28 protein-coding genes and 1 pseudogene are annotated in these 25,724 nt (G+C 36.7%); 12 read left to right on the plus strand and 17 right to left on the minus strand.

The window, feature by feature from the left end; all coding sequences use genetic code 4:
- The first annotated feature begins 93 nt into the window (after nucleotides 1-93).
- The 4 genes from F539_RS03530 to F539_RS03545 all read left to right on the plus strand — a co-directional run bounded on the left by F539_RS03530 (nucleotide 94) and on the right by F539_RS03545 (nucleotide 2,787).
- Nucleotides 94-1,446, plus strand: coding sequence for a DEAD/DEAH box helicase (locus F539_RS03530; protein ID WP_014325641.1), 1,353 nt, complete (start codon nucleotides 94-96; stop codon nucleotides 1,444-1,446).
- A 21-nt stretch (nucleotides 1,447-1,467) separates the two neighbouring features.
- The gene (rpmB, locus tag F539_RS03535; protein ID WP_010874981.1) at nucleotides 1,468-1,665 is read left to right on the plus strand and encodes a 50S ribosomal protein L28; all 198 of its coding nucleotides are present in this window, start codon (nucleotides 1,468-1,470) and stop codon (nucleotides 1,663-1,665) included.
- 43 nt (nucleotides 1,666-1,708) lie between these two features.
- The gene (locus F539_RS03540) at nucleotides 1,709-2,134 is read left to right on the plus strand and encodes a hydroperoxide reductase (protein ID WP_010874982.1); all 426 of its coding nucleotides are present in this window, start codon (nucleotides 1,709-1,711) and stop codon (nucleotides 2,132-2,134) included.
- A 134-nt stretch (nucleotides 2,135-2,268) separates the two neighbouring features.
- Nucleotides 2,269-2,787, plus strand: a complete 519-nt coding sequence (locus tag F539_RS03545) for a sigma-70 family RNA polymerase sigma factor (protein ID WP_014325642.1) — start codon at nucleotides 2,269-2,271, stop codon at nucleotides 2,785-2,787.
- On the opposite strand, the gene ptsP is transcribed toward F539_RS03545, so the two are convergent.
- Genes ptsP through F539_RS03565 form a run of 4 tightly spaced genes read right to left on the minus strand, consistent with a single transcriptional unit; the run spans nucleotide 2,784 to nucleotide 8,027 of the window.
- The gene (ptsP, locus tag F539_RS03550) at nucleotides 2,784-4,502 is read right to left on the minus strand and encodes a phosphoenolpyruvate--protein phosphotransferase (protein WP_014325643.1); all 1,719 of its coding nucleotides are present in this window, start codon (nucleotides 4,500-4,502) and stop codon (nucleotides 2,784-2,786) included. The genes F539_RS03545 and ptsP overlap by 4 nt on opposite strands.
- 4 nt (nucleotides 4,503-4,506) lie before the next feature.
- Nucleotides 4,507-6,033 (minus strand): 2,3-bisphosphoglycerate-independent phosphoglycerate mutase, encoded by a 1,527-nt coding sequence (gene gpmI, locus F539_RS03555; protein ID WP_014325644.1) that lies wholly within the window; start codon nucleotides 6,031-6,033, stop codon nucleotides 4,507-4,509.
- Complete coding sequence (tpiA, locus tag F539_RS03560; RefSeq protein WP_010874986.1) at nucleotides 6,026-6,760, minus strand: triose-phosphate isomerase; 735 nt, start codon at nucleotides 6,758-6,760, stop codon at nucleotides 6,026-6,028. The genes gpmI and tpiA overlap by 8 nt, the downstream gene beginning before the upstream one ends.
- A 52-nt stretch (nucleotides 6,761-6,812) precedes the next feature.
- Entirely contained in the window at nucleotides 6,813-8,027 is a 1,215-nt protein-coding gene (locus F539_RS03565) for a YitT family protein (RefSeq protein WP_014325645.1), read from the minus strand.
- 86 nt (nucleotides 8,028-8,113) lie between these two features.
- Here F539_RS03565 and tsf point away from each other — a divergent pair, with 86 nt between their 5' ends.
- The 8 genes from tsf (at nucleotide 8,114) to F539_RS03605 (ending at nucleotide 15,771) form a co-directional block, all read left to right on the plus strand.
- A complete protein-coding gene (gene tsf, locus F539_RS03570) occupies nucleotides 8,114-9,010 on the plus strand; it encodes a translation elongation factor Ts (protein ID WP_010874988.1) in 897 nt (298 codons plus the stop codon).
- Nucleotides 8,991-9,719, plus strand: a complete 729-nt coding sequence (gene pyrH / locus F539_RS03575) for a UMP kinase (protein WP_017532960.1) — start codon at nucleotides 8,991-8,993, stop codon at nucleotides 9,717-9,719. The genes tsf and pyrH overlap by 20 nt, the downstream gene beginning before the upstream one ends.
- Nucleotides 9,720-9,821: 102 nt before the next feature.
- Nucleotides 9,822-11,192, plus strand: coding sequence for an ATP-binding protein (locus F539_RS03580; protein WP_014325647.1), 1,371 nt, complete (start codon nucleotides 9,822-9,824; stop codon nucleotides 11,190-11,192).
- Nucleotides 11,193-11,663: 471 nt separating this feature from the next.
- A complete protein-coding gene (locus F539_RS03585; protein ID WP_017532712.1) occupies nucleotides 11,664-12,263 on the plus strand; it encodes a hypothetical protein in 600 nt (199 codons plus the stop codon).
- 9 nt (nucleotides 12,264-12,272) lie between these two features.
- Nucleotides 12,273-12,806 carry a SprT-like domain-containing protein gene (locus F539_RS03590; RefSeq protein ID WP_014575038.1) on the plus strand — a complete coding sequence of 178 codons (534 nt, stop codon included), beginning with the start codon at nucleotides 12,273-12,275 and terminating at the stop codon, nucleotides 12,804-12,806.
- A gap of 76 nt (nucleotides 12,807-12,882) precedes the next feature.
- A complete protein-coding gene (gene frr / locus F539_RS03595) occupies nucleotides 12,883-13,437 on the plus strand; it encodes a ribosome recycling factor (RefSeq protein ID WP_014325650.1) in 555 nt (184 codons plus the stop codon).
- On the plus strand, nucleotides 13,437-14,624 hold the full coding sequence (locus tag F539_RS03600; RefSeq protein WP_014325651.1) for a phosphatidate cytidylyltransferase: 1,188 nt from the start codon (nucleotides 13,437-13,439) through the stop codon (nucleotides 14,622-14,624). The genes frr and F539_RS03600 overlap by 1 nt, the downstream gene beginning before the upstream one ends.
- Nucleotides 14,625-14,643: 19 nt before the next feature.
- Nucleotides 14,644-15,771, plus strand: coding sequence for a restriction endonuclease subunit S (locus F539_RS03605; protein WP_014325652.1), 1,128 nt, complete (start codon nucleotides 14,644-14,646; stop codon nucleotides 15,769-15,771).
- Here the strand turns inward: F539_RS03605 and F539_RS03610 are convergent.
- The 13 genes and pseudogenes from F539_RS03610 to F539_RS04715 form a co-directional block, all read right to left on the minus strand.
- Nucleotides 15,768-16,619 carry a lipoprotein gene (locus tag F539_RS03610; protein ID WP_014575040.1) on the minus strand — a complete coding sequence of 284 codons (852 nt, stop codon included), beginning with the start codon at nucleotides 16,617-16,619 and terminating at the stop codon, nucleotides 15,768-15,770. The genes F539_RS03605 and F539_RS03610 overlap by 4 nt on opposite strands.
- Before the next feature lie 68 nt (nucleotides 16,620-16,687).
- Complete coding sequence (locus F539_RS03615; protein ID WP_014575041.1) at nucleotides 16,688-17,542, minus strand: lipoprotein; 855 nt, start codon at nucleotides 17,540-17,542, stop codon at nucleotides 16,688-16,690.
- A pseudogene (locus F539_RS03620) lies at nucleotides 17,542-18,371 on the minus strand (lipoprotein). The gene F539_RS03615 and the pseudogene F539_RS03620 overlap by 1 nt, the downstream one beginning before the upstream one ends.
- Nucleotides 18,372-18,373: 2 nt before the next feature.
- The gene (locus tag F539_RS03625) at nucleotides 18,374-19,213 is read right to left on the minus strand and encodes a lipoprotein (protein WP_010874999.1); all 840 of its coding nucleotides are present in this window, start codon (nucleotides 19,211-19,213) and stop codon (nucleotides 18,374-18,376) included.
- Nucleotides 19,213-20,037, minus strand: a complete 825-nt coding sequence (locus F539_RS03630) for a lipoprotein (protein ID WP_015344929.1) — start codon at nucleotides 20,035-20,037, stop codon at nucleotides 19,213-19,215. The genes F539_RS03625 and F539_RS03630 overlap by 1 nt, the downstream gene beginning before the upstream one ends.
- A 4-nt stretch (nucleotides 20,038-20,041) precedes the next feature.
- A complete protein-coding gene (locus F539_RS03635; RefSeq protein ID WP_014325657.1) occupies nucleotides 20,042-20,893 on the minus strand; it encodes a lipoprotein in 852 nt (283 codons plus the stop codon).
- Between the two features lie 2 nt (nucleotides 20,894-20,895).
- Nucleotides 20,896-21,747: a lipoprotein gene (locus F539_RS03640; RefSeq protein ID WP_014575044.1), complete on the minus strand. Its 852-nt coding sequence runs from the start codon at nucleotides 21,745-21,747 to the stop codon at nucleotides 20,896-20,898.
- On the minus strand, nucleotides 21,747-22,580 hold the full coding sequence (locus F539_RS03645) for a lipoprotein (protein WP_014325659.1): 834 nt from the start codon (nucleotides 22,578-22,580) through the stop codon (nucleotides 21,747-21,749). The genes F539_RS03640 and F539_RS03645 overlap by 1 nt, the downstream gene beginning before the upstream one ends.
- Nucleotides 22,581-22,602: 22 nt before the next feature.
- Nucleotides 22,603-23,475, minus strand: a complete 873-nt coding sequence (locus F539_RS03650; protein WP_014325660.1) for a lipoprotein — start codon at nucleotides 23,473-23,475, stop codon at nucleotides 22,603-22,605.
- A 110-nt stretch (nucleotides 23,476-23,585) separates the two neighbouring features.
- A complete protein-coding gene (locus tag F539_RS03655; protein ID WP_053344063.1) occupies nucleotides 23,586-23,996 on the minus strand; it encodes a DUF5426 family protein in 411 nt (136 codons plus the stop codon).
- An 886-nt stretch (nucleotides 23,997-24,882) separates the two neighbouring features.
- The gene (locus tag F539_RS03660; RefSeq protein WP_026088303.1) at nucleotides 24,883-25,293 is read right to left on the minus strand and encodes a lipoprotein; all 411 of its coding nucleotides are present in this window, start codon (nucleotides 25,291-25,293) and stop codon (nucleotides 24,883-24,885) included.
- Complete coding sequence (locus tag F539_RS03665) at nucleotides 25,278-25,583, minus strand: lipoprotein (protein WP_010875007.1); 306 nt, start codon at nucleotides 25,581-25,583, stop codon at nucleotides 25,278-25,280. The genes F539_RS03660 and F539_RS03665 overlap by 16 nt, the downstream gene beginning before the upstream one ends.
- Nucleotides 25,583-25,720: a hypothetical protein gene (locus F539_RS04715; RefSeq protein ID WP_017532714.1), complete on the minus strand. Its 138-nt coding sequence runs from the start codon at nucleotides 25,718-25,720 to the stop codon at nucleotides 25,583-25,585. Before F539_RS04715 ends, F539_RS03665 begins: the two co-directional genes overlap by 1 nt.
- Nucleotides 25,721-25,724: the final 4 nt, after the last annotated feature.

Consider the following 25,724-nt stretch of genomic DNA (forward strand, 5'->3'; position numbering starts at 1 on the left):
AAATCAGCCCCCAAACTTATAATAAATAAACCAAAACAACCACCTTAAGTGGGCTGTTAACTAATTAATTACTAATAACTATCAAAGTCATCTATGGACTCAACTTTTAATGAACTAGGCGTCTCTCCTGCCTTAATTGCCACACTCAAAGATAACAACATTAACCAACCAACTACGATTCAACAACTGGCTATTCCCCAGTTTCTCCAACATCAAAACCTGATTGTCCACTCCCCCACCGGCACTGGTAAAACCGCTGTTTTTGCCATTCCGGTCATTGAAACACTCCTTAAAAAACCAAGTAAAGGTACGACCCAAACATTGGTAGTTGCACCTACCCGTGAACTGGCCGAACAGATTAAAACCACCTTTATTAACTTTGCTAAACACACCCATTTAAAGGTAGTGAGCTTAATTGGTGGCATCCCCATTTGACAACAACTCAAACAACTAGAAAACCAACCAGAAATAGTTGTGGGCACTATGGGGCGGGTGATGGACCTGTTAGAACGGGGTGTAATTAAGTTTGAACACCTAGAACACCTCATTATTGACGAGGTTGACCTAATGCTCGACCGTGGTTTTAAGAGAAAACTGTTTGATCTGTTAGGTCGCATTGAAAAGTTTGAACAAATTGCGGTTTATTCTGCTAGTTACAATGAAGAGACAATTGAAACAGCTAAACAAATTACCAAGAATGGTATTTTCCTAGCAGCACCAGAATTAAAACAAAATGCCCCTGAACCAGATAACAAACTCATTGATCAATTTGTTTGTTATCTTTTTTCTAACCGGAAGAAACAAGCCCTCTATTCTTTGGTATCGCAAACTAGAGCGAAGTCGATTATTGTTTTTTGTGACACCAAGAAGTTAGTTGATGAGCTGTGCATCTTCTTGCGCAAGAATGATGTCAAAACTTATCCACTTCACGGGGACAAAGCGCAGTTCATTCGCGAACGCAACTTAAAGCTGTTTGCTAACACAACTGCTCCTATAGTATTAGTAACAACTGATCTAATCGGTCGTGGTATCCATGTGGAAGGGGTGGACATGGTAGTCAACTATTCCGCTTGTGTAAACTTTGAAACTTATTTGCACCGGATGGGTCGCACAGGACGGAACAACCACAAGGGCTCATGTATTACCTTCTGTACCTCACACGAAAAGCAAGCATTTTTAAAGTTATTAGAACAAGTTAACGACAAGCGCATTAGCCCTCTCCGCCCCATGCGCTTAAGGTTAATTCCCTTGAAGTGCAAAACCCAACCCAAGAAGGGGAAACTTTCCTTACAGTCAGTGCAAAAGATTTACGTCAATCCTCGTTCCAATGGCACCTTTAAACGCGTACCTTTAGCGGGGGATTTGTTTAAAAGCCGGATGCGTCAACCTGAGCGGGACATGCAAAAGAACAAATTGCATGACAGTGATTGACAAAGCAATATGTAAGCTTTGTTACAATTATTTGATATGGCAAAAAAAGACCAACTTACTTTAAGAGGGCCTTTGTATGGCAACAATCGTTCCCACTCCAAGACTATTACGCGCAGAAAGTGGAATGTTAACCTCCAACCATGCAAGGTCAAAACTGCTGATGGCAAGACCACCAGAATCTTAGTTTCTACCAGAACACTGCGCACCTTAAAGAAACACAACCGCCTCTCTTAGTGGCGCGCTAGAGTTAAATTAAACTTAAATCCATATAGTAAATATGGACAAAAAGTACGACATCACTGCTGTTTTAAACGAAGACAGCTCCATGACTGCCATCAGTGATCAGTTTCAAATTACACTCGATGCCCGTCCCAAGCACACCGCTAAGGGTTTTGGTCCTTTAGCTGCTCTGCTCTCTGGTTTAGCTGCTTGTGAATTGGCAACCGCTAACTTGATGGCACCAGCTAAAATGATTACCATCAATAAACTGTTGATGAATGTCACTGGTTCACGCTCAACCAACCCCACCGATGGTTATTTTGGTTTAAGGGAAATTAACCTGCACTGGGAAATCCACTCCCCTAACAGTGAAACGGAAATCAAGGAGTTCATTGACTTTGTTTCCAAACGCTGCCCAGCGCACAATACGCTCCAAGGTGTGAGTCAACTCAAGATTAACGTTAATGTAACTTTAGTGCATTAATTGGGTAAAAAACGAGCGAAAAATGCTGAAAAAATACCTGAGTCTTTCAGGTATTTTTTTATGCAAAATTTGCCCTAAAAAAAGAGTAAATTTGAGAAATTGATCCGTTGTTCATTCCGGGATAATTTTCCCGTATGAAACTACAAATTTTTAATACAAAGCTAGGATTACTAGCAGCTAAGATTTACTGAAAGTCCTGGAGACACCTAGGACTGTCTGAAGATGAAATTGTGTCAATTGCGCTCCACGCCGAGCATGACTCCAAGAAGCGCTATGACCCCAAATACGGTTTGAGCTTTGAGACCTACTTGAAGTTAAATGGTGCTAACTTCATTAAGTCGAGTTACCGTAGCTTAATGAATAAGGTTGATGACTGAATTGACTTTAAGGACATGAAAACACTCGAGGAACAAAACACAGTCTCTTACACTCCTGAAAACTATTTAAGAAGTGTAGAATTCCGTGAAATGGTGCACTTAGCGTTTAAGAAAGCCAAGAATGAGGATGAACGTCAGGTGTTTGCGCTTTATGTAAAGGGTTACAAAAATTTAGAGATTGCTAAAAAACTCAACCTAACGACCCGTAGAGTGCGCTACCTAATTTCAATCTTTAAGGATCACATTAAGGTATTGACTAAACGGTATGGTTACTAGATGAAGATATCCTTCTTCTTGAAGAATTTTTCCACTAGCTTTTCCACCTCCTTGGCGTTCGCTAAGGTTAATGCTTTTTGTGCTAATGTCTGACACTCTGTGTAATTGAGCTTAGCGATAATCATCCGCGCCTTAAACATGGAACTAGCACTCATGGAAAACTCTTTGAGACCCAAACCTAAAAGTAGGGGAATCGCTAACGGTTCACCGGCCATCTCACCACACATTCCCGTTCAAATATCATTCACTTTACCCCCTTCAATGGTGAGGTAAATGAGTTTTAATAAAGCTGGGTTTAAAGGTTGGTAGAGATAACTAACATTCTTATTCATCCGGTCAGCCGCAAAGCTGTACTGGATCAGGTCATTGGTACCAATGGAGAAGAAATCCACGTGGTGACTTAAGGTGTTAGCCGCTAAAACAGCAGCGGGGATTTCGATCATAATCCCGAGCTTAAACTGTTTATTGCCACCCAACTCCTGGTGCACCTGGTTTAACAGTTGCTTGGCTTGCAACAGTTCATCCAAGGTAGCGACCATCGGGAACATAATGCCCAACTGACCGTGATCAGCAGCACGTAGTAAAGCCCGCAATTGTGTTTTAAAGATGTCCTGTTTGTCTAAGGTTAAACGCAAAGCGCGGTAGCCCAAGAAGGGGTTATCTTCGTGAGGAAACTCATAGTAATTAAGCTTCTTGTCCCCACCAATGTCTAGGGTGCGGATAATCACTAAATCACCGTGCGCTTGTTCTAACACTGCTTTGTAAGCCTGGTACTGCGTTTCTTCATCGGGTCATTCTTGACTGTTCATGTAGAGGAACTCAGTGCGGAATAAACCAACCCCGTTGGTATTGTACTGACATGCCAATTCCATGTCTTTCACATTACCAATGTTAGCAGCCACCACAACCGCATGACCATCTAAAGTCACGGTTTCCTTGTTGGTGTACTGCTTGAGTTCTTGTTGGTATTTTTCTTCCAACGCTTTTTGTTTCTTCCACTCGGTAGTGTCCTTGGAGTTTAGGTCTAAGCCAGCTATTCCTTTGCGCCCATCAACCCCAACTATTTGACCGTCTTTGACCTTAGTAGTAATGCCCTTAATGCCCACCACTGCGGGAATTTCCAGTGAACGCGCCATAATGGCAGCGTGACTGGTACGACCACCTATTTCGGTTAAAAAACCCTTGACGTATTTTTTGTTAAGGGTAGCAGTTTGACTCGGCGTTAAGTCATGGGCCACAATAATGACATCACTCTTAATCTTGACCAGGTCATGTGGTTTTTGTCCGGTTAAATAAGCTAATAAGCGTTGGCGCAAGTCCAAAATGTCTGCAGCACGTTCCTGGAAATACTTGTCCTGCATTTGGCTAAACATGGTAGCCGTTTGGCTAAAGACAGTGTCCACGGCTATAACAGGATGAACATTTTGCGCTAACTGTTGTTCTAGTTGCTCGGTGATCGTGGGATCGTTGAGTATTTGAATGTGCGCATCAAAGATCATGCCCGCTTCAGTGTTAATGTTGTTAACGGTAATTTCCTTAATTTCCTCTAAGTCCTTAACGGCTTTTTTGAAAGCTGAGTCCAAGAGTCTTTTGGCCTGCGCCTTCGTTAATTGGTGCTTGAGGTATTTGTTAACAGCGAATTCCGGTGTTTTAACAAGGAAGGCTTTGGCTAGGGCCATGCCATCAGATACACCGATACCAGATAGTTTTTTCATTTGTTTACTTTTTACTTATTAAAAGGGAGTTTGCGGTCATTTCTGCGGGCTGTTTGAGCCCTAAGTAAGCCAAAATGGTTGGGGCAATATTGGCTAGACTAGCACTGTCTTGTTGTAAGTCAATGTTTGTATCAGTACATACAAACGGCACCTTGTTGACAGTGTGTTTGGTAACTGGGTTATTGTTGCTGTCAATCATCTCTTCCGCGTTACCATGGTCAGCAGTTAAGAACAGGGTAATGTGGTTAGCCTTGCAGAAATCAATAATGCGCTGTATTTGCACATCCAAGGCCTCTAAGCCCTGCACACAAGCGGCATAGTTACCAGTATGACCTACCATATCAGGGTTGGCAAAGTTCAACACCGTCAAATCGAACTGGTTAATTTGATTTAGTAATTGATCAGTTATCCCCTTACATGCCATTTCCGGTGCTAAGTCATACGTAGCCACCTTTAACGAAGGTACCATGCACTTAGTTTCATTGGGTAGATCCACTTCCACTCCACCATCAAAGAAGAAGGTTACATGGGCGTACTTTTCCGTTTCTGCAATTCGCAGTTGCTTTAACTTATTGTGCGCAATGACTTCCCCAAAAGTATTGGGAATAGTTTCGGGCGGAAAGACCACGGCACTTGGTTTAATCCCCTCATAGTTCATCATCGTGACAAAGAAGAGGTTGTGCTTTCGTCCTGCTTTAGGGGTGTAGTCATAGTAATCTGTTTGAAAGAGCATGTGTGACATTTGCCGCGCACGATCAGGACGGAAGTTAAAGAAGATCACACTGTCATGATCTTTGAGCGCAAACTGCTCTTTATCTACATTACCATTGACAGCCGGGTACAAAAACTCATCGGTTACCTTTTGGTCATAGGCACTTTGAACATAAGCTACCGGATCAGTAAAGCTAGCCTTACTGTTACCCAAAATGGCATTATAAGCAATCTCTTCTCTGTCCCAGCGCTGGTCACGATCCATACCATAGTAACGCCCACCTAAGGTACCAATGATGACATTGTGGTAATCCTTTAAGAACACCATGAAGGCTTCAAGGTCACTCTTCATCGTGCAAGGTGCTACATCCCGCCCATCACCAAAGAGGTGGAGCACCATTTTGACCTGCGGTGCTGCTAGTTTAATCAAGGCATACAAATGGTCCATGTGACTGTGTACCCCGCCATGGGAAAACAGACCAATTAAGTGCAACTTAGCATTGTTAGCCTTGGCCCTAGCAATCGCCTCTAGTAACACCTGGTTGTGGTGAAAGGCCCCGGTTTTAATGTTTTGGTTAATTAACGATAAACCAGTGTAAACAATTCGACCAGCCCCAATATTGAGGTGACCCACTTCCGAGTTACCGATTTGTCCTTGTGGTAGACCAACGGCTTCCCCCGAAGCTTCTAACATGACACAGGGATAATCCTTAATCAAACTGTCTAAAGCTGGAGTTTTAGCATGGTACACCGCATTACCGTGTTGCTTATTACTAATACCATAACCATCCAAAATGGCTAGTAAGACCTTCTTATGCATATACTTGTGCCATTACTAAAAAGTCGTTGACATCCAAAGATGCCTTGCCCACTAAAAAGCCATCAATTTGCTCGGTTTGTGCTAACTCCTTAATGTTGTCCTTAGCAACCGAACCACCATAGAGAATCGAGGTTTGTTGGGCAATTTCCTTGTTGTACAGTTCACTAAGGTACACGCGAATTTGGGCAATTGTGTTATTAGCAATTTCCGGTGTAGCGGTTTTACCCGTACCAATTGCTCAAATTGGTTCGTAAGCAATCACTAACTGTTTGAGTAAGCTTAGGTCAATGCCTTGCAAGACTTGGGTTAAGTCTTCTTTGAGAAAACTAATTGGTTGACCTTCCGTTTCACCAATACAGAGCACGACTAACATTCCAGCTTGTAAACAGGCTTTTAGTTTTTGATTAATAACTTGCGCTGTTTCGTTAAAGTACTTTCGCCGTTCCGAGTGACCAATAATGACACTGTTGACCTTAATGTCTTGCAGTTGGGTATAGCTCACCGTACCAGTGTAAGAACCACTAGCAATAAAGTTAGCGTCTTGGGCTAACAGTAAGAGGTTATTAGGCAAGACTTTGTTTACCTCGGTTAAGTGGACGTGGACTGGGGCAATACCCAAAACCGCCTTAGTTTTAGCAGGGTGCTGTTTAAATTGCTCCACAAAGGCCAACGCTTGGTGTAAATCCTTATTTGTCTTTCAGTTACCAATTAGGTATTTCGTACGCATACGTTAAAGATTTTATAAGTTTTATTGATTAACCCCAGCGGGAAATACCTGATTAATTTTCCTGGGCTTTAACTGGGTCTTTTACTGGTGGGACTACTTTATCAGGTGCTTTTCTTTCATAGATATAACCATCCAACTTTTTAATGAAGGTAATTGAGAACAGAGCATCCGGATCGACTCGTCTAACAGCTTCTAAAAGTTCGGCCGTTTTCGTAAACAAACAGTTTGTAACTAACACCTGGTTCTTTTGGCGCGAATACCCCCCTTCCACTTCGAACATAGTGACCGCAAAGGACTGGTTACTGCTCAACAAGTAGTTGCGCATTTGTTCCATGTGTTTACCATACACTTCCACTTTGACAAACTGGTATTTAGGAAAGAAGTAGGAGGTAAAGATCCCTAAGATAATGTTCATGAAGATCGTAAACACTAAGTTAGGGGACAAGAAAAAAGCCACTCCAAACGGTTTTTGTCTATCTCCTTGAAAGCCTTGTGCTAGTAAGCTACCGGTAAGGTAAGTGCCAATGGTGTAACCGATCAAGAAACTAAGGGTGTTAACAATAAACAAAATACCACCAATGTCCTTGTGTTTCTTTTCCGAATACCAGAAGGCCAAAAAGTCCAACCCACCACTCGATGCATCAATAATTAGGATAACTGAGTAAAACACAGCTTGAAGAAAACCCCAGATCAGCGCATAGAACATTAACGAAATTTGCTTTTCAGCGGTTTGTTCCCAAAAGATCAGTTGCACCCCTTGGTTGTTAATCGCTTGTTCTAAGCCACCGTTGGCCTTAGTAAGTTCAGTTAAATTAGCAAACAAGAAGAAGTTTTCCACGCCCGGAATGTAAGAGAAGGCAAACCCAAAAACGTTGGAGACTACCACAAAGTAAAGGGTTAACAAGGTAAACTTTTTGGAAATCTTGTACCAACCCAAAACAAATAAGGGAATGTTAATCAGAATTTGACTCAACCAGAAGATGACGTTGTAAATGGTGTCAGCATCCACACTGACCTTGTTCGACCTAATTAAATAATCCGCTAACCGTGCTAAGCCCTGACTAATGGAAGCAATGCCAATGTCATATAATCCAGAAAACTGGACAAACACAACCCCTAACAAGCCCCAAAAGAAGGCAATCACGGAGAGAATTAACAGCTGTAAGTACAGCTTTTTCACCTTGTAAATTGCCTGGAACTTCAGAAACGATCCCGAAAGGTGTACCCGTACCAGATTGCCCTGAATTTTGACGTTTTTATCTTGCATATTCCAAGTCCTCCTTTTTCATCATTTTGCCAATTGCTAACAGGCTTAAATTTAATATTTATTAGGTACAAAAATCGATTACATTAATGGCAACAAAAATAGAGCTCATAAAAGAACTACGTAAAACAACACAAGCGAGCATGATGGACTGTAAAAAGGCTTTGGAACAAAATAACGATGATCTCGAAAAGGCCATTAAGTGATTGAGAGAAAACGGAATTGTTAAATCTGCTAAGAAATTAGGCAAAGTAGCCGCTGATGGTTGCATTGTGTTACACAGTGATCACCACAAGGCAGTGATGGTGGAAATTAATTCTCAAACGGACTTTGTAGCGCGTAGTCAAGAGTTAACGGACTTTGCGCAATTAATGATTAGTGAAGTCTTTAAAAAGGCTACCCCTACCACTACTATTGAAGAAGTAACCCAGTACGAACTCCAAGGCAAAGAAAAGGTAGCAGAACGTTTGGCTTTAGTCGCTTCCAAAACTGATGAAAAGATTGTGTTGCGCCGCTTAATGGTGTTTGAAAGCAAAACTAACCACATCTTTAGCTACCTCCACGCTAACAAACGGATTGGCGTAATCTTGGAAGTGGAAGGCAAGTTTGATGAACAAGATGGTAAACACTTAGCAATGCACATTGCCGCTAACTCACCGCAGTTCATTGATCAGGACAATGTGGATCAAACATGGTTAGCTAACGAAACCAGCATCATTAAGTCCCAAGCCAAACTAGAAGTCCAAGACAATCCGAAGAAAGCAGCGTTCTTAGACAAAACTATTGCTGGACGCGTGAACAAACTCTTAATTGACATTTGTCTGGTAAACCAAAAGTACTTGGTCGATGAATCCAAAACAGTTGGTCAATTCTTAAAGGAAAAGAACAGTAAAGTAATCCATTTTGTGCGCTTTGAAGTTGGTGAAGGCATTGTCAAAGAAGCAGTTGACTTCGCTAGTGAAGTAAGTGCGCAAATGAAAAAATAAGATGCGCCTAAAGATCCTAATCAAACTAAGCGGTGCTGGCATGAGCGCTGATAGTTCCGAACCGTTTTCCAACCAATTTTTAGAAACTGTCATCGCTCAACTAAAACAACTAGTACCCAACTACCAAATAGGCATTGTGATTGGTGGGGGCAACATTATGCGCGGTAAGTCTTGTAGTGACTACAACATTACCGAAATAGCAGGGCACCACTTGGGCATTATGGCCACGGTTATTAACGGCGCTTTTTTAAAGGCTAAGTTTGATAGTCATAAACTTAACAGCACCCTGTTGAGTGCAGTGAGCTGTCCTAGTTTAGCGACCCACATTGTGTCCCAGGCCACGATTGATGATGCCTTTAAAAACCATGACATTGTCATTTTTGCGGGCGGTACTGGTAACCCGTACTTTTCGACTGATACCGCTGTGGCGTTGCGTGCTACCCAAATGCAAGCCGATATTATTCTAATTGGCAAGAATGGTGTTGATGGGGTTTACACTGCGGATCCTAAAAAGGATAAGCATGCTAAGTTTTTAGCTAGCTTAACTTACGCTGAAGCGATTAAGAATGACCTGCAAATCATGGACATTACCGCCTTTACAATGTGTAAGGAAAATAACTTAAAGGTGATCATATTTAACATCAATGCCGAGCATGCCATCATTAAGGCATTGAGCAAACAAGGTAAATACACCTTAATAGAAAAATAAGCAACTGTTTTTTAGATTAATAACATAATTAAAAGCTGGATCGCTGTTTAATCTCCTGCAGCTTTCCAGCTTTTTTATTAGCCATTTTCAAAATAACTTTCTATGCGCTACTTAGACCTCAATATTAAAAGCATCTTAGCTGATTGAGAAATTGCTGATGCGATCCGTGAATTGATTGCCAATGCGATTGATGAACACCGCTTAAGCAACACCGCTTTCCCCGTAATTGAATTGCAAAAAGGCTTTCTAAACTCTTCTTTAGTGATTAAAGATTATGGTAGGGGTATTAAGTCCAATCACTTTATCCAAAACGAAAGTAGGGAAAAGGTTCAAAGTGAAAAAACTATTGGTAAGTTTGGCATTGGTCTCAAAGATGCCATAGCTGTTCTTTTCCGTCATAATGTCAAAGTTAGCTTTACCAGTAGTGAAGGCACTTTTACCCCTGTTGAGCGAATGAAGGAAGGTATGAAAGACGGCACCAAAACAATTCAAATAACGGTGGATGAAACCAAGAAGATTGACAAGGGCACTGACATCCTCATTAGCAAGATTAGTAGAAGTGATTACGAAAAAGCCATTGCTATTTTTTTGGAATTAAGAACTGGCTATCAAAAACTGGCTTCTTCCAAAAAGGGTGATATTTATCGCAGTGAAAATGGTTCAGAGATCTTTCTTAACGGGATGAAAATCGGAACCGATGAAAACTTCTTGTTTTCTTATGACATTAAAGAACCCAATAAGAAATTGCAAAAATCCTTAAACCGGGAGCGTAAAACACTTTCCCGTGATAGCTACCGTGACAATATCATTTCCATTTTGAAGTCCAGCATTAATAAAAATACCCAAACTTTAATTAACCAATTAATTGACAACCGCGATCAGTTTGAAACTGGTGAATGGAGTTTTATTGATGTCAAAAAGTTAGTAATGCAAAACACTAACCGAAAGATTTTGTGAACATCCAATGAAAGCAGTGACATTGCAGCACCTGCTTATCAAACATGAGCACAAGAGGAAGGTTATGAAATTATTTCGATTGGTTCATCACAATATCAAAGTATGGAAAATGATGCCGAATTTAAAAGCTATACCCTCAACGATTTTGGTGATAGATTTGTCAATGAATTCCAAACGGAAGAGGTGCCATTCCACAAATTAACTGAGATCGAAAAAGACAACTGGAATTGGGTAATGGCTAAGGTCAAAGAACTTACCAGGGTTTGAAGTAATTGGAAAAATTTATACAAACACTATGAATTTTCGATCATTAAAAAACATCCTAATGCTGAAGGATTACATAGCAATGGAAGAATTCAAATAGTTAGAAAAATTCTTAATGAACGCTCTCACTTGTTCAACACTATCATGCACGAAATTTGTCATGCAACTAGCTTTAGTCCTGATGTATCAAAAAGATTTGAACAAGGATTAACCAGTGCATTTTATCCAGTTATGAAATTGAAACCAGAATAAAATGGTTTTCTTTTCTATAAATGTCTAGCTAAAACTTTTTTGCCAAACGTTTTTGACCTCAAGTAGAAGCTTGTTCAAAAAATCATCATGGCCTTATTAAAGTTTTTCAACCAAAGTATTGCCCTTCTTTTAATCCAATTGGGCAAATTGTTAAAATTCCCAGATTATGTTTTATCTCGATTTAAACATTCAAAATATTCTTACCAATTGGGAGATAGCTGATGCTGTTCGCGAACTGATCGCTAACGCCATTGATGAGCACATTTAACCGAAACCCAATTCCCTAAAATTGAATTTAACGAAAACAATTCAAGCTCAACATTAATAATTCAAGACTTTGGTCGCGGCATTAAAATCGAACACTTTATCCAAAACGAAAGTAAGGAAAAGGTTCAAAGTGAAAAAACTATTGGTAAGTTTGGCACTGTTTTAAAGGATGCAATTGCTGTTTTATTTCGCACTAATATCAAAGTGAGTTTTACAAGTCAGCAAGGTACTTTTATTCCTGTAGAACGGAGTAAAACTGAACTGGAAGGTAGCATCAAAACAATTCAAATGGAAGTTGATCCAGCTGAACAAATTGAAAAAGCGGGTACCTTAATCACAATTGAAGGATTGAAAAAAGATGACTATGACAAAGCTATTGTTAATTTCTTAGCTCTACGGGAAGATTTGCAATTATTAGCTGCTTCACCCAAAGGCGATGTTTACCGTAATACATCAGGTAACGGCGCAGAAATTTTTCTCAACGGGATGAAAATTGCAACCGATGAAGACTTTCTCTTTTCCTATCACATTAAAGAACCTAACAAAAAGTTACAGCGTTCCCTTAACCGGGAAAATAAAAATTTACCAAGAGATTGTTATCGTGAAAACATCATCACCATTCTTAAGTCCAACATTAACAATAGAACACAAACACTTATTGATGAATTAATAGATTCACGTGACCAATATGACAATGGCGAGTGGAGTTTTATTGATGTCAAAAAACTAATTGGTTTAAACACAAACAGAAATATTTTGTGAGCCGATAGCAGTAGTAAAAACATAGAAAAACTAATTTATTAACTTTATGGAATGGATACCAAAAAATATGAAATTTTGGCGTTAAATTCCTTGCAATACAGAAGCATGGAAAACGATGATCGTTTAAAAAAGCAAACACTGATGCATGTAAGTGAAAAGTTAAAACAACAAAGAATTGAAGAAGAGGCTGAGAAAATCAAAGTTAAAGAACAAAAGCCACGAAAACGATTTGAGGAAGAAGATTTGCCAATAGAAGATTTAAATCCAATTGAAAGAGAAGGTTGGGATTGAGCGATGGAAAAGGCCAGAGAATTATGTGGTTTTATAAGAGGATGGGAAAAACTTTATGAAGAATATCAGTTTGTTCTAATGGAAAAGAATCACAAATATGTCGGGCTTTGTTACACCGATCAAAAAATTATCAAACTCTCAAGAGAAATATTGAAAGATGAATACAGTTTATTGAATACCTTAGTGCATGAAATTTGTCATGCAACAACTAATGGTCGAGACGGAACGAAGAAGTTTGAAAGGGGTCTAACTGATGCTTTTCATCCATTATTTAAACTAGGGCAAAGTAAATAATTAGTCCGTGTTTTACATTGTCGTTGAATTTCCGCAACCGCTTTCCATTAAAATAATTTAACGCCTGAATAAAGTGATGAGTCCAGAAAAATACCTGAACTTCTTTAAAGAAACCGCTGATAAAAAGTTCCAATGACTCAAAGAAGAATTGAGCAAAATCCGTACTGGTAGACCTAATCCAAAACTGTTTGATAATATCCTTGTGGAAAGCTATGGTGACAGAATGCCAATGGTAGCATTAGCACAAATTGCGGTAAATCCACCGCGGGAAATTGTGATCAAGCCGTTTGACGTTAAAAACAATATTAATGCCATCTACAGCGAAATTCAACGTGCTAACTTAGGTGTACAACCAGTGATTGACGGAGATAAAATTCGCATTAACTTTCCCCCAATGACCCAAGAAAGTCGTTTGGAAAGCATTAAGCAAGCTAAAAAAGTAGTGGAACAAATCCACCAAGAGTTGCGCAGTGTGCGACGTGATACCCTTCAAATGATTAAGAAGGATGATCATAAAGACGAAGACTTTGAAGAATTCTTAAAAGAAGAAGTAGAAAAAGTTAACAAGCAGTATATTGCACAGTTAGAAACTATTCAAAAACAAAAAGAAAAAGAACTATTAGTGGTCTAATGGATCTGAAAGATAATTCCTTCGCTAAAAAACGATCGACAGTGTTCGTTGTTTTGCTCATTGTCTTTTGTTTTTTTTTAATGTTTTCAGCCTTTGCTGACGGCTTTAACTTTTGATCGCCTTGGTCAACTGATTTCAATTCACGCGTAATTCACATTAAAAGTGACGGTAATATAGAAACCACTAGTATTGTCAGCCATGAGTTGCATCCTGACTTTAAGGCAGTCCGTTTTGCTTTTGGCTTAGTGATAGTTTTATTTATTAGCGTTATTGCCGTTTTAATGAATTGGGAGTTGTCTAACAGTATCTTTAAAAACTATGAAAAGCTCAACTTATCCTTATCACTACTTAGTGGAATTATGGTTTCAGGTGGGATGATTCCAACCTTTTTCGTAATCTATTTCCGTGAATGAAATGCGACCGTTAACTGAATTTGAACTGCCTCGTTGGCTGGCATGATTGTCTTTTTATGGGCAGTGTACATGATTAGCACTTCCTTCATAAAGATCCGACCATCATTGCAAGTGATTTATAGCCTAGGTGCAGTGATCTGTTTCATCGCTTGCATAGGTACAATTTACTTTTCCGTAATTAGGGGATGGACTACCATTTTTCTCTTAATTGCTATTGGCGTTTGCACTGATACCTTTGCTTATCTGTTTGGTAAACGTTTTGGAAAAAATCCCCTCATTAAAATTTCTCCCTCAAAAACTTGGGAAGGTGCTTTCTTTGGGGTTACTGGTACAGTTTTAACCATTTCTATTATTTGTGTTTTGTACTCGATCCCTAACTATGTAAGACAACCTAGCATAAAGGATGCAAGTAAGACAGCACTACAAACACCACAAAACTATGATGTGCATAACCTTATTACCAATGTCTTTCTCATCTCCTTCATTTCCGGTGGTAGTACCTTTTACATCTACTGGTGAGTTAGCACATTAGCACTGATATTTACTGCTTCCATTTTTGCCATAGGTGGTGATTTATTCTTTAGTTACATTAAAAGACTCACAAAAATTAAGGATTTTTCGAAGTTATTGGGTAAACACGGTGGTATCTTAGACCGGTTTGATTCCAGCTCTTTTTTAATTAGTTTTTTCTTTATTTACCACGTAATTGCGGGAATCTCTTCTAACCAAAGATTGCTTATGGAACCAAACACTTATTTCAGTGCTGTAAGTTAGTTTTTAGAATTTAAAGGAAATGACTCCTAAATTAAAGCTTAACACTAACAGTAATTGAACTAAGAAAACCCTTGGCAGCTTATTTGAACTCAAGAAGGGTGAAATGCTCGAAAAAGAGCTATTGGCGCCCGATGGTAAATACGAATACTTTAACGGTGGTATTAAAGCCTCTGGACGCACCAATGAGTTCAATACCTTTAAGAACACCATTAGCATTATCATAGGCGGTTCTTGTGGTTATGTCAGATTAGCCGATAAGGATTACTTCTGTGGCCAGAGTAGCTGTACCCTAACTGTTTTAGATCCCCTGGAAATTGACCTCAAGTTTGCTTATTATGCACTTAAATCACAAGAGGAAAAAATTACCAGTTTAGCTAGCGGAACTACCATTAAAAACATTCGCCTAAGTGATTTAAAGGATTTACCTATTCCGCTTGTTAAAAGCATTCAGGATCAACGAACTATTGCACATGCTTTAAGTGTGTTTGACCTTCGCATCGAACACCTCAATGAATTAATTGAAGTAAACCGTAAGCTCAGAGACGAGTATGCCCACAAATTATTTACCTTAGATCCAGACTTCTTAACACACTGAAACCTACATGAACTCCATGAACAAATGGGTGAAATTAGTTTAGGTGAAGTGTTTCACTTAAAGAGTGGTAAATACTTAAAGGCTGATGAGCGCTTTGAGGATGGCAAATTCCCTTATTATGGTGCTGGTATTGAAAGCACTAGCTTTGTCAATGAACCCAACACCAAAGGTGATACTCTTTCAATGATTGCTAACGGTTACTCCATCGGAAACATTCGCTACCATACTATTCCTTGGTTTAATGGTACTGGTGGTATTGCCATGGAAGCATTAAAACCTAATGAAACCTATGTGCCGTTCTTTTACTGTGCTCTAAAATACATGCAAAAGGATCTAAAGGAACGCTTTAAACGTGATGAATCACCGTTTATTTCCTTAAAACTAGCCGGTGAAATTAAGGTTCCTTTCGTTAAATCGTTTGCACTCCAAAGAAAAGCCGGTAAGATTATTTACTTGTTAGATAAAACTCTTGAAGAATACAAAGAAGAAGCTAAGTCTTTAATCAGTATTCGCGATAACTTATTGGGCAAATTGTTCCCAACACTATCTTAAAGCAAAGCAAATAAGGTGTAAGGGAAAAGGTTAACACCTTCGTTATCAAAGCTCTGGTCTTTGAGACTGCTGGTTAAGCTATTCTCCAATAACTTCTTCATTAGATCACTCGTACTAGAAACTTGAATTCTTAACTTTGTGTTAAGTTTGATGTTACTGGTAAAACGGTCAAATGAAGCGCGGCCAAAGATGCCTTGAGTAGCTGGACTATATGTAAAAGTGGCTTCTAGAGCTTCATTTTGACCCATACTCATGGTTAAAGAATTTTGAGCATCTTTTTTCTTAGTTTCATCATCCTTAAAAATATTCTCTATATGGCTCATCGCCTTGGTTGGATCAATTTTTAAATCTGCCTTAATCTTAACCGTAGCCTCAAATTGCTTATTCGATTCAACTTTGTAGGTAAACTCCTTCACTTCTTGCTTGCTAACAGTGATGGCTTGTTCAGCTAATAATTGAATCTCAGTTGTTGAACGTTCACTTAACTTTAAACCCTTAAGCGTAGCATTGGGTTGAACACTGTTTTGGTTACTACCGTTGCCGAAGGATTTAGCAAAGCGGCCTACTTCAGTTTGCCAACGTTCTAATATTCTCTGTGAAAGCAAAGTGTACCTTCAACCTTCAAACAAGAGGTTTAAGGTACCTTTAGGATTTAAGCCGTAACTTTCGCGTAAAGTTGTAATTAAGGTACGTTTATTTTTCGTTAGTTCTGTGTTGCGATCTGCTAGGTTTTGCAGTTCTGATAAAGATTTAAGTTCAACGCTGGCAACTAGAGCAGAACAACTGCTTAAAATAAGCGCTAAACTAGGGATACTAGCTCAAATTCACTTCCTTAATTTAAGCGCCATACTCCCTAACATGCAGTAATTAAACAATTGTAAAAATTACCGCAAATACTGTAAAAGGACTAAAAGAATTAAAGCAGAGCGTAGTAAAAAAACGGTAATAAATTAAATAACTTACCTGTTAATTGACGACTTTTCATCTTTTTGACCTGTTCGTTGCTTTCTAATAATTCATTCAGCTTTGTGTGAGAAGTTGTTACATCAATCTTGACATTAGCGGGAAAGTTAATCGAACTAGTTGGTACATCAAAGGATTTATCAGAGAAGTTTCTAGCACCTCCAGTTGGTGGGGTATAGGTAAAAATAAAGTTACCAGTGAATTTGGCTTTTTCACCAGTGTATTCACTTTCATCAATACTGTTTTTACCATTGCTACCTTTACCTCCCGAACTATTACCCTCTAAGAATGATTTAATCAATGCTTTGCTTGATTCATCAATCTTTCCATCCATTTTGATTTGAATATTTACCTGAAACTTTTTTGGACTGTTTCAACTGTAAGAAAAACCACTAACTGTTTGCTTTTCAACTTTAAATACTTTAGCGATTTCTGAACTAATACCAGGAAAAGTGTCTGCTAAAAATAAACTTTTTTCACTAATGTTAGGGGTAATATCGTCCTTCTTGCTAGTAGAACCAAAAGCGCTAGCAAAGCGTGAAGCATCTAAATTTCTTTCTAAAAGCTTTTGATCCATTAAGGTGTACTTTCAACCTGCTAAAAGAGCGTTAACTGTTTTGTTAGGATCAGAGTTATAGCCATCTTTCAGAATGTTGATAACGTTCTTTTTGTTCAATTCACCTTTATTTGCTTCAAAGTATTTTTGCGCGCTACTTAAACTCGATATAACCTGGCTAGTTGCAGAGGAACAAGCGCTCAGCAATAAACTAGATCCTAATAAAGGAATTAATAACAGTTTAAGTTTCATTAGAGAATGGAATAAAGCAAGTAAGGTAAAAGATCAATTGATTGGTCTTGGAAAGTTTGACTGGACAAATTATTAGTAAAGGTAGTACTTTGAAGAATCTTTTTCATGATTTCGTCTTTACCAACCATATCTATTTTTAAGGTGGTATTGAAATTAATTTTCTTCATTAAAGTACGAAGTTCTTTCTAGAGAAAAGATTTGATTCAGGTACAGTATAGGTAAAAATAAGATCTGCAGAAAGAGTGCCACTTTCTTGTTTCAAATCACCATCATTTAAACCAATTTGTTGTAGATAAGATTGAACTTGACTTTTTTGGTATTTTCCTTGAGCATTAAGTTTTACTTGAACTTTAAAACTAGTTCGACTTTTGTATTGGATATTAAATGCTTCTACTTTTTGCTCATTTAGCGAAATAACATTGTTGATAATATTAGCAGTGCTTGGTTCAAATCGTTTATCAAGTCTTAAACCTTTAACACTAGCATTAGGCTCAACATCTTCATTACTTTTTCCAGAGCCAAAAGCTTTGACAAATCTAGAAGGGTCTTTGCTCTCCAAAATTTTGGAATCTAATAAGGTAAATTTCCAAGCGTCTAATAAAACTTTGGTAGTTCCTTCAGGATTATTTTCAAATGCTTTTTGCAGTGACTCCACAAAAGCTTTCTTGTCTTGGGTTAGACTGGTATTTTGATTAACGCCTTCCCTCAATTGATTCAAACTTGTTAAATTAGTTTGAAAATCAGAATTAGAACAAGCAGTTAAAGCTGTTCCGAACAACATGAATAAAGCACCTAATGAAGCTTTGGGTAATAGTCTTTTCTTATTCATCTTTAAAGTAGAGCATAGTAAAAGAAGGGTAGCAAGTCAATATTTCTTCCATTAAATGTACGACTTTTCATTCGCTTAACTTGATCGTTTTTCTCAAGCAGTTCATTTAGTTTATTATGCGAAGTGTTCACATCAATCTTTACATCAGCAGGGAAATTGATCATATTGGTGATAACATCAAATGATTTATCGGTTAAAGATCTAGTACCTCCAGTTGGTGGAGTATAGGAAAAGATAAAGTCTGCAGTGAATTTAGCTTTATCTCCAGTATATTCACTTTCTTCTACGCTATTACTTCCATTTGAATCTTTGTTACTCAAAAAAGACTTAATTGTTTCCTTACTCTTTTCATTAATCATCCCTTCCATCTTTATGTGGATGTTTACTTTAAAACTTTTAGGGCTGGTTCAGCTGTAAGAAAAACCACTAACAATTTGTTTTTGTACATTAAACACTTCAGCAATTTGACTTCCTAAACCAGTAAAAGTTTCATTTAAAAATAAACCTTTCTCGCTAATATTCGGAGTAACGTCATCTTTATTTTTATTCGGGCCAAAAGTATTTTTAAAACGAGATGGATCTAAATTATTTTCCAACAATTTTTGATCCATTAAGGTGTACTTCCAGCCTGCTAGTAAGGCGTTAACTGTTTTGTTAGGATCAGAGTTATAGCCATCTTTCAGAATGTTGATAACGTTATTTTTATTCAACTCACCTTTATTTGCTTCAAAGTATTTTTGAGCGCTACTTAAACTCGATATAACCTGGCTGGTAGTGGAAGAACATGCACTTAAAATAATGCCGGAAGCTAAAAGAGGAATTAAATAAAGTTTAAGTTTCATTAGAGTATGGAGTAAAGCACGTAAGGCAAGAGATTTATCGATTGGTCTTGAAATTTTTGATCAGCTAGTTGCTTTACAAAACTACTTTGTTGCAATAATTTAGTCATCACACTATCTTTGCCTATAATTTGTATTCGTAAATTGGTATTAAAGTTGATGGCTCTTGTTAGTTTGTCAAATTTACTTGCAGAAAAGAAACTGGCAGCAGGTGGCATATAGGTGTAAATTATTTCAGCTTCTAATGTACCTGTATCATTTAGATCACCATCTGATAAACCTACTTGACTTAAATAAGTTTTTACAGTATCCTTTTTGTAATTACCTTTAGCATTAATTTTTACTTGAACTCTAAAGTTTTTAGGATCTTTGTATTGAATGCTAAAAGCTTCTACTTTTTGTTTGTCCAGTTTAATTACGTTATTAATTATATTGGCAGTGTCTTGTGTGTATCTTTCCACCAAGCGTAAACCCCTTACTCCAGCACTAGGCTCTACATCTTCAATGCTTCTGCCAGAACCAAAAGATTTACTAAATTTGGAAAAATCTTGTTTTTCTAAAATTTGAGCGTCTAAAAGCGTAAACTTTCAAGCGTCTAATAAAACCCTAGTAGTGCCTTCTGGATTATTTTCAAAAGCTGATTTTAAGGCTGTAACTAAATCAGCTTTATTTTGGGTTAAATTAGTATTTTTACTTGCACTGGTTCTTAATTGATTCAAGCTAGTAAGATTTGCTTCAAAACCAGAATTAGAACAAGCAGTTAAAGCTGTTCCAAACAACATAAATAAAGCGCCTAAGCTTGTCTTATTTCAAATTTTCTTTTTCATATTTTTAGAGTAAGGCATAAAAATAGAAGGGCAATAGATCAAATGATTTACCAGTAAACGAACGACTTTTAATTTTTTTAACATGTTCGTTGTTTTGCATTAGGATATTGAGTTTTTCATGAGTTGTGCTTGCATCAATTTGAAGATTAGCAGGGAAATTAATTGTTCCAGTGATTGGATCAAAGTTACTAAATGCAAATCTTCTTCCATCTGTAGGCGGAGTAAAAGTGAATATGAATGTGCCATCAAAGTTTGCATTTCCATTATTAAAATCATTTTCAGTAACATTGCCATTATTTCCAGAGCTCAAGAAAGATTTAATTAAAGAATTACTTTCTTCACCACTGCCAACAATGCCTTGCATCATAAAAGATATAACTACTTTAAAGTTAGTGGTGCTAGATCAGCTGTAAGAAAATCCAGTTACTTTTTGGCTTTGCACTCCAAGTACTTTAACTATTTGTTGACTTACACCACTGTAAGTTTCATCTAAAAATAAACCTTTCTCACTAATACTTGGAATGACATCATCTTTGCCTTTGTTAGTACCAAATGCTTTTGTAAAGCGACTAGCATCTAGATTTCTTTCCAGTATTTTTTGATCCATTAAGGTGTACTTTCAACCAGCAAAAAGTGAATTAACTGTAGCTTTTGAATCAGTACTGTAACCTTCTTTTAAAAGATTAATTACATTCTTTTTGATTAGTTCACTTTTGTGAGCATCAAAGTATTTTTGCGCACTACTTAAACTAGAAATAACATTGGTGGCAGTTGATGAACAGGCACTTAAAGCAGTGCCGAACAATAAAAATAAAGCATCTAATGGAGTTCTGAATAATAGCCTTTTCTTATTCATCTTTAAAGTAGTGCGTAGTAAAAGAACGGTAACAAGTCAAAGGTTTTACCAGTAAACTTACGGCTTTTAATCTGTTTTACTTGTTCATTGGCTTCCATTAAAGTATTTAACTTTTGGTGAGTAGTGCTTACATCTATTTGTAAGTCTGCTGGAAAGTTAATCTTAGTTGTAAGAGGGTCAAAAGAAGTGGCACCAAATTTTCTACTTTGAGTAGGAGGTGTATAAGTAAAAGTAAAGAAACCATCGAAATTAGCAGAATCACCATTAAAGTCAGTTTCTTTTACTCCGCCATTTTGATTTGATCCATTGTTATCAGAACTTAAAAAAGATTTAATTAATTGTTGACTCTCTGAATCACTTCCAACTTTTCCCTTCATACTAATTTGAATTTGTACTTTAAAGTCAGAGTTACTGGATCACTTGTAATTAAATTGTTTAACAGTTTGACTTTGTACACCTAAGACTTTGGCAATTTGAATACTAAAGCCAGTGTAAGTTTCGTTTAAGTACAATCCCTTTTCACTAACACTAGGAGTTACATCGCCTTTATCGCGTCCGCTACCAAAAGCTTTGATAAAGCGACTATCAACTTCTTTAGAAAGTAATTGCTGGTCCATAAGTGTGTACTTTCAACCAGCTAGCAAAGCATGGACTGCCTTATTAGCATCAGATTCATAACCTTCCTTTAAGATTTTGATGACATTCTTTTTGTTGAGTTCACCTTGACTGGATTCAAAGTATTTTTGAGCACTACTTAAACTAGAAATTACTTGAGTAGCTGCTGAAGAACAAGCGCTTAACAACAAACTAGAACCTAAAAGAGGAATTAATAGAAATTTAAGTTTCAGTTTCATTAGAGGATGGAGTAAAGTACGTAAGGCAGTAAATTAACTGCTTGGTTTGGGTAATTAACACTGGCAAGATTATTAGTGAAGGCACTACTGTTAAGAATCTTTCTCATTACTTCGTCTTTACCAACCATTTCTAATTTCAGATTGGTATTGAAATTAATCGATTTAGTTAACTTGTCAAAATTACTCTTAGAAAACAAATTTGAAGCAGGTGGAGTGTAAGTGAAGATTAAATCAGCTTCTAAAGTGCCTTCTTCCTTATCGCCCAGTTCATTATCTTGAAGACCAATTTGTGACTTATATTTCTCGACTTCACTCTTTTTGTAATTACCTTTTGCATTCAGCTTAATCTGAATAGTGAAATCACGACTACTTTTAAAGCGAATATTAAAAACCTCTACTTTTTGTTGATCCAATAAAATTGCATTTTTAATAAGACTAGCTGTGTTATCACCAAAACGTTCAACAAATCTTAAACCACGTACGCCAGCACTAGGTTCTATGTCTTCCTTACTTTTACCGCTACCAAATGCTTTAACAAATTTAACTGGATCTTGTTTTTCCAAAATCTTCGCATCATAAAGACTAAACTTTCAGGCATCTAGTAAAACCTTAGTGGTACCTTCTGAATTATTTTCAAAGGCAGTTTTTAAAGCATCAATTAAGGTATTTTTGTCCTGAGTTAAATTAATGTCTTTATTGGCTGAAGTTCTCAATTGGTTCAAACTAGTTAAGTTAGCTTGAAAGTCATAGTTAGAACAAGCAGTAAACGCTGTTCCTAATAAAAGAAACAAAGAACCAAAAGCGGTTTTAGATCAAATACTTTTTTTATTCATGCTTCGAAATAAGGTTTAAAAATTAGAGAAGGGCGTAGTAAAAAAAAGGCAAAAGATTAAATGATTTGCCTTTAAAAGAGCGGTTCTTAATCATTCCTACCTGAGTATTAGTTGTCATTAAAGTGTTTAACTTTTCATGACTAGTACTTACCTCAATTTGGAGATCAGCAGGAAAATTGATGGTTCCAGTAATTGGATCAAAGTTGCTGGACGCAAGTCTTCTGCCATCGGAAGGTTGAGTGTAAGTAAAGATAAAATTGCCATCAAAGTTAGCTTGGTCACCTTCAAAATCTTTTTCAGTTACACCACCATTTTGATTATTGCTTCCACTGCCTTTGCTATCAGTACCTAAAAAAGACTTAATTAAAGTTTGACTTGTGCCATCACTACCAACTTTTCCTTTCATTTTGATTAAGATTTTGACCTCAAACTTGGTTTTGCTAGTTCAGCTATAAGAAAAACCAGTTACCTTTTGGCTTTGGACACCAAGAACTTGAGCGATTTGACTACTTACACCGGGATAAGTTTCTGCAAGATATAAACCTTTTTCACTGATGTTCGGGGTAACATCATCTTTAGTGTTAGAACCAAAAGCTTTAGAAAAACGGGAAGGATCCATTGGGTTCTCCAATAACTTTTGATCCAGCAAGCTGTATTTTCAGCCAGCTAATAAAGAATTAACTGTTGACTTGGGATCAGAATTATAACTATCCTTCAAAATGGTTACTAGATTACGTTTATTAAGTTCTTTTTTGTTGGCACTAAAGTACTTCTGGGCACTACTAAAACTGGAAATTACTTCTGTGGTGGCAGAGGAGCAGGCACTTAAAGCTGTGCCAAACAGGAAAAACAAAGAACCTAGACTGGTCTTTGACAAAATCGATTTTTTGTTCATTTTTAAAAAAGTAAATTTTTTAGTTGATTTATTGATTAGTCAGATGGTTTAAAAATACTTGTTTACAAACAATGAGATAAGAGGAGATTTATCCTCTTATTTAGTATGAGTTAACGCAATTCAAAGAAAAGCGGGCGGTATTTAAAAAAACAGAAGTAATCACTAAGTTTGGAATTAATTACCTCCTTTTCAATGACAACTACAATCTCTAACTTAGGCGTTTCTTCTATTACTTCTGGTTGATTGTCTTCTTCTATGCTTGGTTGTTCAATTAAAAGGCCAATAAAATTATGAACTTGGCGTTCAATAAAGAAAACAAAGTTGTTTAAAGAACTAAAATCGTTTTTAATACTTCTTCAAGCTTTAATTAACAGATTAAAGGTATAGTAGTTATTTAATGAGTGGGTGACACGAAAATTAAATAACTTAAATAATGTTTTCGAAAGAAAAACAAGACCGTTAATTAAAAACAAGGAGACTAGTAAGATAGCTAGTACATTTGCTTTAAATTGGCTTTTCATGAAGAAGAAGGTTGGTTAAAATTGAAAGCTTTTTGAACTAAACAAACCCAACAGCTTGACTGAAACTAAATTAGTTCTCGTCTAATTGACCATAATTTTAAAACTTTTAATTGTTGCTTATTCCGCTAATAAGCTCGTTTAACTAGCTCGATTCAAATAAGTAAGATGGCAAAATTAACTAAATTGGCATTAATCAATATTCAACTGTTATTCTAAACTGACTTTTAGCTAAAAAAGTAGATCGATTAAGTTAACTGATTCTTAATAAAAAAGCTTTCATTTTTCAACCAAAAATTATTTTTCAATTGAATGTCTTAAAAAACGAAAAAATCTTATTTCTTGTTCTGTTCGATCATCGAAATGATTTTCAAACTCTTCTCTGTCCGCATTACTTTGACCAATATATTCCCAACTTGATGTTCCATAAAGAATTATTTCTCCGTGTTCCAAATTAAAACTATTGTTGCATTTGGTAGTTTTATCGTGATCTTTTCATAAGAAGTTTTTAAAGATTTAACTAGATTTGTATGGCCTGTTTCTGTTTCAATTTCTTCAGACCAATTTAAATCTTCGTTAGTATTGTTTTAATCAAACTTTATATCTCTGATTTGACATTGGAACAAGCACTTAAAGCTGTATCGCACAAAATAAATAAAGCTCCTAGACTTGTTTTAGATAAAACTTTACTCTTACACATAACGAAGATAGATGAATTAAATGTTGATCCATTTTGCTTTTTTTGGAAAAGACGTGCTTGAAAACTTCAAAATCACTTAATTTTTAGGTTTCCTGGTTTGTAATTTTGAAGTAAAAAGCTTTTAAAAATTTTTAAAAAAGTTTTTTATTTAACTAAAAAGTTTTGAGGAATTAAGTAAATCTTAATAAGTTATCTAATTACGTAAACTAAATAACTAAAAAGGTTGATTTTGTAGTCATCAATTTGAAAAGCTCTTGCTCTACCAAAAACACTTAATTCAAAAAGTTTTTTGCTAACTTCGTCTTTTCCTTCTAATCTCCAGCTAAATGAAACATAAAAGTCGATTGCTTCTGAATCAGGTTTAAAGTTTTCTGCTGCAAATGGATGGTTGGGAGAAGCTTTAAAAGTAAAAAAGAGATCAAAATAAAGCTTTTCACCTTTTTTTGGAGCGAAACCTATTGAAAAATCATTGCCATACCATGTAAAGGTATAGTTCAATTTGGCAACAACTGAAAAATCACTAAGGCTTTGGTAATTCAAATTGAAATACTCAACCTTTTGTTCGATACTAAAGAAACTAGTGCTTAAGGAAATTTTCAATTAGTTCAATTAGTTTCAGAACTCTCTATTTGACCGTTTTCTACACTTTGCTTCCAGGCATTCAAGAGTACACTAGCTGTTTTGCTAGGGTTAGTTTCGTAAGACTTCTTTAAAGAACTTATTAAATTCTTCTTTCCCTCAGAAGTACTAACTGATTCAGACAAATCAAGGTCTTGATCGGTGGTTTCCTTAATAAGACTTTTCAAATTAGCTCCAACATTGACGCTAGAACAAGCGCTAAATAATAAAGCTGAAAATAATAACGGAGTTGATAGATATTTAAATTTCATTAGAGGACTGAATAAACCAGATATAGCAGTAAATTTACTTTGTAATCAAAGTAAATTTTATCTACCAATTTTCCAATAGAACCATTATCTAAAAGTTTTTTGGTTATTTCATCCTTAGGAAAAACTTCTAGTCTCATTGTT

It is taken from the genome of Mycoplasmoides pneumoniae FH, from assembly GCF_001272835.1.
GTDB lineage: Bacteria > Bacillota_I > Bacilli_A > Mycoplasmatales > Mycoplasmoidaceae > Mycoplasmoides > Mycoplasmoides pneumoniae.